Below are 13,513 nucleotides of genomic sequence, written 5' to 3'. Positions count from 1 at the left end.
CGGTGTTCGGCTACAAGGGCAAGCAGGTGCGGGACAACATCCACAGCTGGGATCTGGTGAACATGTTCTGGCACTTCTACCAGAATCCTCGTCCGGGGGAGGTGTACAACGCGGGGGGTGGTCGTTATGCCAACTGTTCGATGCTGGAAGCGATCGCGTTGTGTGAGCAGATTTCGGGCAATAAGATGAACTATCAGTACTCGGAGACCAACCGGAGCGGGGACCACATCTGGTACATCTCGGACCTGAGCAAGTTCAAGGCGCACTATCCGGGCTGGGACTGGACCTTCGATCTGAAGGAGACCATGACCCAGATTCACGACAGCATGGTGGCCCGGTTAGCCATACTGGACTAAACTTTTCTGAATTGTGGCGTCAGTCTCTTCATGCTGATATCACAATCATAACAGGCTAAAAAAACAGCCCTCTTCCCGTTGCTGAACTGCCGTTTTGGCTATTCAGAAACAGGGGGAGGGCTGTTTTGCTTTACCCGGCGTTGTCGCTTACATCCGGCTAACGATCAGCTTTTTATTTATGACCTGGTTGTTTTTCTTAATCTGAAGAATATACTCTCCCGTACCGTACGAAGAGACCGAAAGCGTAGACGAATCAACGGCACAGTCGGTTGTCGACTTTATTCGACCCATGGCGTCAAAAACGGTAACCACAGCCCCTTTTGCGCCATCGATGGTCACGAAGTCAACCGCCGGATTTGGGTAGACATTCACCCGTACATCCGAATTTTCGTTGAAGAAATCGACGACTTTTGCTTTTGTATCCACACCTACTTTGGTAAACAGAAACTTCTGATTGTTTCCGCCACCGCACGCACTTTGCTGCAGGAAGGCGCCATCGTCCGTTGAGTTTCCCTGCACTTCAAGGCATTTGGTGCTGTTGCTGCTCACAACGTTAAAATAGCCGTCTCCCGCATCCACCAATTTAAACCGTTGGTTGGGCAGCCCATTGAATGTCCATTGGCTGGCCATGGCACCCTCGCTGGTCGAACCTCCCCCAATATCCAGTAACTTATCGCTGTGTACTGCGCTGATGGTATACTCATCATTGTCTACGGCCGTTAGCGTCCATTGCTGGCTCGTACCGCTGGTATAGGCGGTCTGAATAACCGAGGACCCATCACTTTTCGATTGAGCAGTCACATCCAGGTATTTACCGCTGTGTTTGGCCTGCACATAATACTTCGTTCCATTCGATACGCTGGCCGTCGTGACCGTAGGGGCGGCATTTACATAAAACCGAAGACTTTGCAGATCGATGGTACGCTCGTAATTGATGCCGCTGGACCAGAAGAACAGCCGGACAGATTTCGGATTTCTCAGATCTCCTGCTTTATCATAAATCGTAACTGTAACGGGAGCATAGTTCCGGTATTTAATGGTGAGCGTGCCAGCCGACATCGTTATCTCGAAAGGATCGGACGAGCTTGTTGGTGAGGATGCTGCGTTGAAATACTGCCCCTGGGCAATGACCGAGGTATTGCCATACAGTTTAACAGGCGCATTGGTCTGATCGAAGAAAACCTGTTGTTTTATCCGGGCAAGCACCTTCCCATTGTTATCCAGCACATCGAAGTAACAGCCACCGGTATTCGTCTGACCAGAAACCCCATTGTTTGGATTGGTACCATCGAAGGTGATTGTTCCTCTTAGACTCCAGTAAGCTAAGCCAACGTTGTTTCCTAAATCGCGGGCGACACTATACGAACTATTCGCCTTCGAGAAATTCACGTACAGATCGGGGTTAGTGAAGCGATCATACGAAAGCACGCTTGTTTTAGCAATCCATTTGTCATTATAACCGTTGTCGAAATTGCTGGCCGGGCTCCGGGTCCATCCATAGGCTCCGTTCTGCAAGGCTGTCTTGGACGTTAACCCCTGCATCAGATCAACTCCGCCAAGATCAGACGGGTTAGTGCTGATGGGATAGGCCGACAAACTCTGGAGGGGTATAATCTGCTCCTGAATGGTATTGAGACCATTAATTTTCCAGCGGTGTATACCGGCCCAGCCTGCTTCCTCGGCATGGTAGAGGTACACATTGCCATCCGTACCTTTCACTACTGTACCGTAGTATACGTTTCCAGCCATACCTGGAACGGGGCCTCCATCGATAGACTGCTGGCGAGCCTCGGGGCCGGTTTTACCAAATACACCCACCAGAAGCCCGTTATCGTAGACATGCTGCCACTTATTGGTCTGACTACCTTTCCAGAATTCACCGTGGTAGTTCCAAAAAATATGTCGGTCATAGACACTGATTCCGCCCCCGCCGTACTCGACGTAGTTGCCCACATCATAGGCACCATCGGCTGGGTAAGGACCTTTGTATTCGGCCATTGTGGCATGGGCTGTTTTCCACAACCACTTGTTGGTGTTAGCTTTAAGGCCACCCAGATGGTATCCGGCACCTAAAGACCCTCTTATTTTTCCGTCATCAAAAGTGATCACGACACCTGAAGAAGTTGTTTCGCCCGTTCGGCCCTGTCCGCCATACCAGCTAACCGGCTCCTCGCCACTACTGACTGGCGCCGAAACATAATTGACGGGTGTTCCCCAAATCGGGTTATTGCTGGCATCAAAGCCAGTTAGGGGTCGGCTCTGCCAGTCGACTGTACCTGTGGTTCCCGACAAATTACTAGAAGACTGTTTCAGTGACCCATCGGGTGTGATGTGGTAGGTGTACCGGTTCTGAGAATCCAACACCTGATTTGTAATGCGTAAAGGACCGCTGGCGGGCAGTTCTACCAACACCAGTTTGTTGTCACTGAAGCGATTCAAAAATCCGTAGACACGACCGTTAGGCATCGTTAGCACATCCCTGAATATGTTGGTGATGTACGTATGGTTGATCGATATAACCTGAAAATACTCCATCGGGAGCGTAGCCCTCCAGTTTTTAACGAGCGTCCATGAGCCATTATTGGCAGCCAGTGGTTTAGAGTAGTCAATGGCAAACTCCATGAACTGGGCAAACACTCGGCTTGGGTTATTCTGGTCGACAAAGGAGCTATAGTTGTTCTGAATGTACTGAATCCGGTCAATGAAGGTTCGACTGGCCGAGTAGTGCTGCGCCCGGTAATTCCCCGAATCACCCACCCAGAACGACCCGTCGGGCTGAAAGGCCAGGAACGTATCGTTGATGATGCCGCTCACATCCGAAAAGTAGAACTTGTCGTTGCTCACCGTAGGGTCCGTTATATAACCGCCCCGCTGGCCAAACGTCCATAAAGGCATCCCGTTAAGATTGCTGTAGGCTTTCAGTTGCTGGCTCCCTCCGCCATCGGCAACAACTACCGTTCCGTTATCGGGCGATACGGCCAGCGCCATCGGACGCTCCAGACCCGAAAGTGCCAGACCTGCATCGAGCAAGGTACCATCCGGCTGAACGGCGTATTTGCGTACAACCGTTCCGTCGATGACCCAGAGCTTGTCCTGACTATCTACGGCCAGTCCGGCGGCATCATTAAAGGTAAGCGTCTGCGCCAGCGCACCGGTTGTTTTGTTATACACCCGAATCTGATGCCTTGCCTTGTGCGAGACGAACAGGTAGTTTCCGCTTTTCTGGACGGCCATGCCCGTAATGACTCCATCTGACTGAGTAATCACATCCAGACTGGACGCGTACGTTTTGCCGAGGGTCATTCGCAGCGACTGGCCGTTTGAGAAGATCTGTTCAGTATTATCACTCGTTTTTGTACCATAAACAAACCAGGTATTGCCATTGCCGTACCCGTCGTAACCTGCCCAATAAACGGTGGTTCCATCGGTGGCCGTAAACAGCGTGGCCTGGGCCGTTTCGCCTTTCGGCGAAAACTCGATCCGCGACTGAGGGCTACCCACAATAAATTTAGCCTGCGAAGGATTGCCTTCGGCATAGCCTACGCCATAATAGGCATTGGTACCGCTGATAGCCATGCCCTGCATACGCAGGAAAGCACGCTGTAAATTGTTGTTCTGGCCGATGCCATACGAAGAGTTGCCAATAACGCCCTCCCAGGTATAGCTTACATTATTCGACAACACCCGGATGTCGTAACTGTCTGTAGCCGCTGCTTGACCGTTGTCAGCGAGGCCATCCCACATTTTCGAATAAGAACCTGCAGACATACTGACCCCGCTCCATAAGGTTCGAACCAGTGTGCCATCCTTTGCAAATACACCTGCGCTGGTACGGGCGTTAGTCGCCAGATTGAATGAGAAAGAAACAGCGCGTTTTGTTTGGGCAAGTACTAGTCCAGGCAAGCTGAAACATAGAAATGCCATTAAGATCGGTAAACATCTTTTGTAGATCATATTATTACTGTACGTTACGATGGATATTCTTTTATCACCTTAGTGAACTGTTAATCTACTAAGACGACGATGCAAATATGCTAAAAAAGAAATAGAATAAACTCTAAGTTTATGATATTTATTAAACGTAAACAATTATATGCATAGTATAGTATTCTGAGTAGTATAACTCAAGTAGTATCACCTAGTTAGCAAACAATCAGTATGGCACTTCAACAGGTCTGGCAGCAGCCAAAAAGACAGCCCCACGAAAGAAACGGGTATAACGCAAAAGCACGTTATCCAACCAGCATTTGATCGTGATGACCACTACCAGCTGATTGGATAACGTGCTTTACTAAACGTAACGTTAGTTACTGACTGAGTCGCCCCGGCTCGCGGACATTAGCGCCGGTACGTTTCTGTAAGTCATCGCCCAGATCGGTGCGTGCTTCTTCGGCAACCTTTTCGAGTTGGGCAACAACCTCCGGATGCTGTTCCCGAACATCGTACCGCTCACCGGGATCACGGCGCAGATCATATAAGCCCGCTGCAATGGCATGTGTTTCTGTACTGGGTCCCGGCTTGCCGCCCTGCCCCGGCATAAAACCCTCATACGTGCGGCCGGGGTGAGCGAAGACGAGTTTCCAGTCGCCCTGCCGCACGGCTTCCAGACTATTTTTTCGGTAGTAATAATAAAACTTATCTCGGGGGGTAACCGAGTCATCGCCTTTCAGCAACGCCACACAGTCGACACCATCGATGCGTTGTTTGGGCTGCCGGGCACCGCAGAGCTTGGCGACGGTTGGCAGAATATCCAGCGCCGTCAGTAACTTATTGCTCACTCGACCAGCGGGCACCACACCCGGCCAACGCACCAGAAAGGGCACCCGATGGCCGCCTTCAAACGACGTCCCTTTCCCTTCCCGAAACCCACCCGACGAACCGGCATGGTCGCCGTAATTGAGCCAGGGGCCGTTGTCGCTAATGAACAGAACGAGGGTGTTTTTATCCAGTCCCTGCTGCTTCAGCTCATTCAGGATCTGCCCGACAGACCAGTCCAGTTCGGTTAGCACATCCCCGAAAATACCCCGCGCACTTTGCCCTTTGAACTTCGCCGATGTTGCCAGCGGTACGTGCGGCAACGGGTGTGGTACGTACAGAAAGAAGGGCTTCTTTTTATGCTTTCGGATAAACGAAACGGCCTTTTCTGTGATTGTCCCGGTAATTTTTCCGGCATCGGCCAAATCCTTGATTTCGGGGCCGGGTTCATTGCCGTCAATCCAGCGCAGGGGTGGATAGTGAGCCTGAGCCTGAGCCGGATGCAGCGGCCACATATCGTGCGAATAGGGGACGCCATAATACTCATCAAAACCCTGCTGCATGGGCAGAAACTGTTTATTATCGCCCAGATGCCATTTACCGAACATGCCGGTGGCGTAGCCGCGCTCTTTCAGCAACTCGGCCAGCGTTTCTTCATTTGGATTCAGGCCAATGGGCGAGTTGGGGCCTAAAGCCCCGAAAAGGCCCAGCCGGTTGGGGTAGCAGCCGGTGAGCAGAGCCGCCCGCGATGCGCTGCATACGGCCTGCGCAGCCAGGAAGTTGGTGAAGCGGGTGCCTTCGGCCGCCATTTTATCCAGATTCAGCGTGGTGTAGTCCAGCGCACCGGTCACGGATAGATCGCCATAGCCCAGATCGTCCATAAAGAACAGAACAACATTGGGTGGGGTTGCCGGAGCGGGTTTCTCAACCCAGGCAGTAATCGATAACCCGAGCCCAATGAGTGTGCAGGCACTCAGCACAAGGCGGGATAGTCGGATGGGTAGGTATGTCATAACCAGTGTAAGAAATGAATTGTCAATTTGTTTACTAATCTATTTTCCCCGTCTAAACGAACAACCCCGAAGGGTTTGACGGTGATGTGTGTCTGCTTGTCGACTCCTGCCGGGCAGGGATGCTTCCCCTCCCCGGACTACATCCTCTCTCCGGACTACATCCCCTCCCCGGACTACATCCCCTCCCCGGACTGCATCCCCTCCCCGGACTACATCCTCTCTCCGGACTACATCCCCTCCCCGGACTGCTACCCCTCCCCGGACTGCTACCCCTCCCCGGACTGCTGTCCCTCCCCGGACTACATCCGGGGTTATCCACAGTCAACCCCTTCGGGGTTGGGCCTTGGTGGAGTTACGCTGCCTACAGATGTCAGGTCTCTCCCCGGACTGCATCCGGGGTTATCCATAGTCAACCCCTTTGGGGTTGTTAGTTCGCTGGTTTGGTTTTGGGGGTTACGATTTCCCACTCGTTGATGTGTGTGGGGATGTGCTCGCGGGCTACGATGGCGTTGGCCTGACGGATGACGTCCGGTTGCTGAGCGGCCAGGTTAGTGGTTTCACTTTCGTCTTTGCTTAGGTCATACAGCTCCCAGGGGGCGGTTCGGTCTTTTCGCATGTTCGTTCTGACGGCTTTCCAGTTGCCCATCCGAATGGCCAGTTGCCCGCCCTTCTCAGGGTATTCCCAATATAGGAAAGGGTGCTGTTTCTGGCGGGAAGGCTGGCCCAGTAAAGTTGGGAGAAACGAGATGCCGTCCGTTACGAAGGGTCGTTTATATCCCACCAGCTCGGCCAGCGTAGCCAGCAGATCATACTGAACGGATACGTGATCGGTGGTCTGGTTCGGCTTGATCCTGCCGGGCCAGCGGGCCAGCATAGGCTCCCGGATACCCCCTTCGTACACATCCATTTTCAGACCGCGCAACGTACCCACGCTCTTGAAGTAAGCAGCCTCTACCCCACCGTTGAAGGTGGCCCCATTGTCGCTGGAAAACATGACGATGGTGTTATTATCGATGTTCAGCTCGTTCAGCAGCTGCATCAGCTGCCCGATCTGCGCGTCCATGTGCGTAATCATGGCCGCGTAGGTAGCGCGTGGATAAGGCGTCGACGCATAGCCCTGCTCCCCCAGGTACGGCCGCTCGGCAGCCTGATTATCCCCAAATTTGCCGATGTATTCCTTTACGGCGGCTTCAGGTGCCTGTAAGGATACGTGGGGCGCGGTAAAGGGCAGGTATAGGAAGAATGGACCTTTTTTGTTCTGCCGGACAAACGCCTGCGCTTTCTGCACCATCTTGTCTATTGCGTAGTCGTTACCCCGAAAATAGGCAAAAGCCGCTGGTGTGGCCGTTTCGGGTGTTAGTCGCCGATGCACGTCGATAACGGGGTTATTCAGCCGGTCGGGCGTGCCGTTTTCCCAAAGGTGCGTCGGGTAGTAGTTGTGGGCCTGTTTCTGGTCGAGGTATCCATAGAAATAGTCGAAACCCTGCTCATTCGGGTTGCCGGTCGTATTCGCCATGCCCATGCCCCATTTACCCACGCAGGCTGTTTTATAACCCTGCTGCTGCAGCATGCGACCAAGGGTGAATGCGCCCGGGTAAAGCGGCATCTGTCCACCCTCCAGCGAATCGGGAAAGCCTCCCATCTCGTAATTCCCCCGGATGTACGAGTGACCGCTGTGTTTGCCGGTCAGGAGCATACACCGGGCGGGGGCGCACACGGGCATACTGGTGTAGTGCTGCGTGAAGCGGATGCCTTCGCGGGCCAGCCTGTCCAGATTCGGCGTACGGATCTTCTGCTGTCCATAGCAGCCCAGTTCAGCATAGCCCAAATCATCGGCATAAATGTAAATGATGTTTGGTAGTACGGCACTCCGGCTTGACAGCTGATGTAAAGTAAAGGAACTGAATAACCCAGCCAACAGTAGCAGAATCACTAAACTAAGTATGATTAAACCTGACTTCATGCCTTCGTCATTAAATTAGTATACAGAGATACACAAAAATCCCAGTGCATCTCTGCGGTATCGCTGTGTATCTCTGTGTCAAACATTTCTACCAACCCGGATTTTGCGTGAGCGTGGGAGTCAGGTTGCGTTCTTTCTGTGGAATAGGCCACAGGTAATGCCGCGACTTATCGAACGTTCGGTTTACAGCTACCACCTGAACGGTCGCCAACGCACCATTGGCCGTTTTGTAGGTGATGCCATAAATAGGGCCGGGCAGTACCGTTTCGGCCGTTTTCCAGCGACGGATGTCGAACAGGTGCTGGCCTTCGAACGCGAGTTCGACGATCCGTTCCCGGCGCACAAGGGCCCGCAGTTCGGCCTGCGTAGCGGTGTTGCTGATAGACGGCTGTTTCACGTCGGCACGGCTATTACGAACGGCGTTGATGGCCGATAATACGCTGGCATCCAGTTGATTTAACTCAATTTTCGCTTCGGCATACGTCAGTAAGATCTCGGCATACCGCAACAGTATAATGTTGATGCCATTGTTGCCAGGATTGGCATAATCCTCGGCGTTGATGTATTTCTTGATGTTAAACCCCGTCGTCGACGCAATGTAGGTGTTCCCCACGGCATCGGCGGTGCCGCTGGTTGGCTCGGGCCGGAAGGTAATGCCACTTGGCAGCACATCGCCCGTCAGGAACACGGAGAACCTGAGCCGGGGGTCGCGGTTGGCGTAGGGGTTGGCGGGGTCGTACCCACTCGTGGCATCGGTTATCAGCTTGCCAGACGTTGTTTCGTACATGTCGACCAGCGCTTTGGTGGGCACATAGTTGCTGTTCGCACTTTTCTGGCTGTAAGGAGCCATCAACGCAAACACATTGACCGGATAGGTGTCTTTGATGAACTGCCGGTCCAGCAACACTTCTTTATTGTTCTCGGCAGCATAGCTGAAGAGTTTTTCGTACGTGTCATACAGTCCGTAAATACCCAGTTTGATCACCTGATCGGCGGCATCGGCAGCTTGCTGATACCGACCCGCCATCAAATTGGCCCGCGCCCGAAGCCCCAGAGCGGCTCCTCTGGTAAAGCGGCCTTTGTCGGCGGCTGCGTAGGTGATGGGCAGCAGACCGGCGGCTTCGTTCAGTTCTTTGTCCACAAAATCCCAGATCTGCGCAATGGGCGCCCGCGCCAGACTGCGGCTTTCGTCCAGCGAAATAGCCGTTGTGACCAGCGGCACTTCGCCAAACAGACTGGCCAGCTTCAGGTATTGATACGCCCGAAGCGCTCTCGCTTCGCCCTTAAACTGATTGATCAGGGCCGTATTCGTAGACGGCACTTTACCAATATTTTCCAGCAGGTAATTACACGCCCGGATGCCCTTGTAGGCTTTGGCCCACTCACTAAAGATCTTGGCGCTGGTGGCATCATATTGTCCCTGCTCAACGTACGACTGGATATCGAACGGCTGGTTGACGTGGGCAATGTCCGTCAGGGCGTCCCAGCTGAAGATATTAGTGCTGTCGAGATCGGTATACAGCGAGTTGACGGCCAGTTTGGCGTCGTTCTCGGTTTTCCAGAAAAGGCTTTCCGACAGGCGGTCGTTGGGAACGGTATCCAGCAGTTCCCGGTCGCAGGCGGTGAACAATACCCCCGACACAACCAGCAGAAAAAGCACGAGTATATAGTTGATTCGTTTCATGAGCTTTGAGAAAGTAGACGGGTGAATGCGATTAGAATTGCAGATTGAGGCCGAGCGTGTACAACGACGTTTGCGGATAGTACACCCCCCGCCCTGAGCCCGCTTCGGGGTCCAGATTCCACTCGTTGAGTTTCGAGAAGGTAAGCACGTTGGTAGCCGACACATAGGCCCGAATCCGGCTCAACCGCACTTTCGAGGCAATAGCCGCTGGTAGTGAATAGGCCAGTTGAATGTTTTTCAGCCGCAGGTAAGACCCGTCGATCACCAGCCGGTCGGAGGTGGCCACGTTGCGTAAGTCGAACTTGATGGGGCGGGGGAAGCGAGCATCGGTGTTGTCCGGCGTCCAGTAATTATTGGTGTAAATTGAGTGCGTAAAGCCCTCCTGATTACCCATTTCAGACAACGCACCGGCCAAACGCGTACTCACTTTAGCCGCGCCCTGAAAGAGCAGGTTCAACTCAAAATTGCGGTACGAGAAGTTCGAGTTAAGGCCAAACGTGAACTTGGGAAACGTATTACCGATGTTCGTCATGTCGTTGGCGTCGATTTTCCCATCGCCATTGGCATCAACATATTTCACGTCGCCCGGTTTGGTATTGGCCCCATACGTGGCCTTGTATTCGGAGATCTGCTGCTGGGTCTGGAAAAGGCCATCTGTCTTGTACCCCCACAAGGCGTTGATGGGCAGGCCAACCGCAATGATGTAGCGGGGGTCGATGTCCGAGCCGATAATGTACGGGCCGGTGCCTTTCAGGTCGACAACCTTATTTTCGTTTACACTGAAGTTGGCGCCCAGATTATACTGAAAACCCGACGGATTTTTGGCACCCCGGTAGTTCAGACTAAACTCCCAGCCTTTGTTCTCGACTGAGCCCGCATTTTGCGGTGGAGCCGTCAGTCCAATCGTTGCCGGTATATCCAGGTTCAGCAGAATGTCGTTCGTGAGCTTCCGGTAATAATCGACCGTCAGGTTCATGCGGCCCCGAAAAAAAGACGCATCCAGCCCCAGATCCAGTTGGGTTGTCGACTCCCAGCCTAAATCGGTATTTGCCAGCGTCGTTTGCCGATACCCCTGCACAGCCGCCCCGTTGAAGTTGTATCCACTACCTGTCAGCGCAGCGTAATAGCTATACAGATTCACCGACTGGTTGCCCGTTATACCCCACGACCCGCGTAATTTCAGGTCGTTAACCGTTTTTTGCAGGCCCTGCCAGAAGCGTTCTTTCGAGAGCCGCCAGCCTGCCGAGAACGACGGAAAGAAACTATACTGCTTCTGCCCGGTAAACTTGGAGGAGCCATCGTAACGCCCGTTTACTTCCACCAGGTATTTGCCATCATAATCGTAGTTGACCCGGCCAAAGTACGACCGCAATCCATAATCCGCATCGCTGCCATTGTTGTTTTTGGTTCCGTCGTTGGCTCCCTGTCCAATCGACTGAATATCGTTGTTGTAAAATCGTTCTCGATAGGCGCTCAGGAACGTTTGGGTGTTGCCAATCTGCGAATAACCCAATAAGCCCCTCAGATTATGGCTGGCCAATTTGCGCTCGTAGGTCAGTAAGCTGGTCAGGGTATATTCGCGCAGGGTGTTCCGAACTTCGGTCAGGGTGTTGTTGGCGACGGTTTTAGTAATGTTGGTAGTCTTATCGACGTTCACGTACGAGTTCGCGTAGTTTTTTTCCTGTACAAACGTACCCCGTCCGGCCAGTTGTGTCGAGAAGGTCAGCCCATCGAGAATCTCCCAATCGGCTTTTACGTAGCCTGCCAGGTAATCGGTCGACCGCTTTGAGTTACCCCCGATTTCGGCGTACATCAGTGGGTTATTACCCTGCGTACTTAGGCCATAGGTACCATCGGCATATTTGGGTACGGCCCAGAGTGACCCGTGAAACAGAAAGTTGATAGGGTCGATGGTCGGGGCCTGCGAGTAATTGTACCGGTAGTTGATATCGCCACTCACGCGCAGCTTGGGCGAAATCGTGTAATCGGTATTCAGGCGTATCTCCCCAATTTTGCTGTTGTAATTCGTGATGATACCGCCCTGATCCTGATAGCGCAGGCTCAACCGGGTACGCAGGGCCTCGGTACCGCCTGCAACGGCAATGGTGTGGTTCTGCTGGGGAGCCGAATGCAGCACCGTTTGAAACCAGGTATTTGGCATCGGGTATTTCTCGCGGTCGGTAGCCGTTACATAGGCCTGAATCGAGGATTCCGTGAACCGGGCGGGCAGGGCAGCGCCTGCATTGGTGTAAGCCACTACCTGTAGGCGCATGTAGTCTTCAATGCCCATCATGGTCGGCTTGTTAATGGAGTTCTGAATGGCGTAATAACCATTATACTCCACCTGCACCTTACTACCTCTGGCCCGTTTTGTCGTTACGAGTACCACGCCATTCGTTGCTCTTGACCCGTAAATGGCCGTCGAGGCCGCATCTTTCAGGATCGAAATTGTCTCAATATCGTCCGGATTGATATCTGAAAGCCGCTGTTCGATACCATCCACAATCACCAGCGCGTCGTTCTTGCTCATGTCGTAACCGCCGGAGCCGTTGTTGGTGCCAGCGGTATTACCGATGCCATTGATATTAAACGTCGTGATGCCCCGAACCCGAATAGCGGTATTGGAACGGCCCGGCGAGCCACCCTGATCAAGCACGGTAACGCCTGGCAATTGACCTTGTAACGACTGCTGGATATTGGAAACCGGTCGGCGGGCAATTTCCTCAGCACCTATCTGCGCCACGGAATTGGTCAGGCTGTTGCGCTTTTGCGTGCCGTACCCTACCACCACAACTTCATCGAGCTGCTTGTTATCTGTCACTAACGCAACCTCTATACGTGTCCGTCCATTTACCGCAACCTCCCGGGTCGTGAAACCAATGCCGGAGAAAACAAGGATGGCACTAGCGGGAGCCTCCAGCGTAAACCGGCCGTTGGCATCGGTGGTGGTGCCTTTGGTCGTGTTTTTGATCACAACGTTGACGCCGGGGAGCGTTTCGCCGGTTTCGCTCTTAACGGTGCCCGTAATAGGCTGATCGGTGGTCACTTTGGCATCCGTCTTAGCCGCGACTAAAGCGGTCAGGGCGGGTGCTTTTATAGAAGGTTCACTTTCTGAAACCGGGTTCTGACCAGGCGTTTGACCCGGAAGCTCATCCGATAGAGCCGCCAACTTCTTCATTTTTTTTGCTGCCAGGATCAGGTAGGAGTTGCTGTTCACCCGTTTGAACCGAAGCCCCAGCGGCTGTAGAATTGCTTCCAGATTTTTATCCAGAGTCGCTTTCAGGTTCAGGGATTCCGGTGCGACAGAAAGTCCCTCTACCGTTCGCAATTCGAACATAATGTCCACGCTGTACTGCTTTTTGAGGTCGGTAAGCACGTCTTTAAGTTGACGCTTTGCAGCCGTTTCGGTCATGGCTACCCGCTTCTGCTGAACACTACTGGCCAGCACGACCGACTGCGACCAGCCGGGCTGAAACCCGATGAGTACGAACAGGGAAATAATGCCTGTGCCAGCGGCCTTTCGTAAATGATTTACCATAAAAGTGAGGAGTTAGGAGTTATTTGGCTAAAATTCAAACGTGAGTCATCAAGCGGGTAATTGTGATCAGCGGACATCGGCCAATCGACGAATGAACCGCATTTGTGTAACGGGCAAGGCGTTTGCCCTACATTAGTCTTGTTAATTGGTGGGCAAAGTTGAATTACGCGAATTTCTTTTCCAAGAAAAAATCAATAAATTGAT

The 13,513-nt window shown here is 52.8% G+C and carries 5 protein-coding genes and 1 pseudogene; 1 reads left to right on the top strand and 5 read right to left on the bottom strand.

The genetic code is table 11. The annotated features are described in order from the left end of the window. Nucleotides 1–356 (top strand): annotated as a pseudogene (locus ACYVJM_RS21310) (NAD-dependent epimerase/dehydratase family protein); the annotation flags it as partial. Nucleotides 357–503: 147 nt separating this feature from the next. Here the strand turns inward: ACYVJM_RS21310 and ACYVJM_RS21305 are convergent. The 5 genes from ACYVJM_RS21305 to ACYVJM_RS21285 form a co-directional block, all read right to left on the bottom strand. Further along, nucleotides 504–4,259, bottom strand: a complete 3,756-nt coding sequence (locus ACYVJM_RS21305) for an RICIN domain-containing protein (protein ID WP_461150253.1) — start codon at nucleotides 4,257–4,259, stop codon at nucleotides 504–506. A gap of 404 nt (nucleotides 4,260–4,663) precedes the next feature. Then, entirely contained in the window at nucleotides 4,664–6,124 is a 1,461-nt protein-coding gene (locus ACYVJM_RS21300; RefSeq protein WP_461150252.1) for a sulfatase family protein, read from the bottom strand. A gap of 427 nt (nucleotides 6,125–6,551) precedes the next feature. Beyond that, entirely contained in the window at nucleotides 6,552–8,087 is a 1,536-nt protein-coding gene (locus ACYVJM_RS21295; protein WP_461150251.1) for an arylsulfatase, read from the bottom strand. 88 nt (nucleotides 8,088–8,175) lie between these two features. Beyond that, the gene (locus ACYVJM_RS21290; protein WP_461150250.1) at nucleotides 8,176–9,771 is read right to left on the bottom strand and encodes a RagB/SusD family nutrient uptake outer membrane protein; all 1,596 of its coding nucleotides are present in this window, start codon (nucleotides 9,769–9,771) and stop codon (nucleotides 8,176–8,178) included. A gap of 31 nt (nucleotides 9,772–9,802) precedes the next feature. Then, nucleotides 9,803–13,309, bottom strand: coding sequence for a SusC/RagA family TonB-linked outer membrane protein (locus ACYVJM_RS21285; protein ID WP_461150249.1), 3,507 nt, complete (start codon nucleotides 13,307–13,309; stop codon nucleotides 9,803–9,805). Nucleotides 13,310–13,513: the final 204 nt, after the last annotated feature.

Source organism: Spirosoma pulveris (genome assembly GCF_054781875.1).
Note: the sequence above shows the minus strand (reverse complement) of the source record. Positions and strands in the feature narration are given on the sequence as shown.

Bases quoted from the DNA above. Each gene is read 5' to 3' on its own strand.
- ACYVJM_RS21300 (WP_461150252.1), bottom strand. From the start codon at position 6,124: ATGACATACCTACCCATCCGACTATCCCGCCTTGTGCTGAGTGCCTGC.
- ACYVJM_RS21290 (WP_461150250.1), bottom strand. From the start codon at position 9,771: ATGAAACGAATCAACTATATACTCGTGCTTTTTCTGCTGGTTGTGTCG.
- ACYVJM_RS21295 (WP_461150251.1), bottom strand. From the start codon at position 8,087: ATGAAGTCAGGTTTAATCATACTTAGTTTAGTGATTCTGCTACTGTTG.
- ACYVJM_RS21285 (WP_461150249.1), bottom strand. From the start codon at position 13,309: ATGGTAAATCATTTACGAAAGGCCGCTGGCACAGGCATTATTTCCCTG.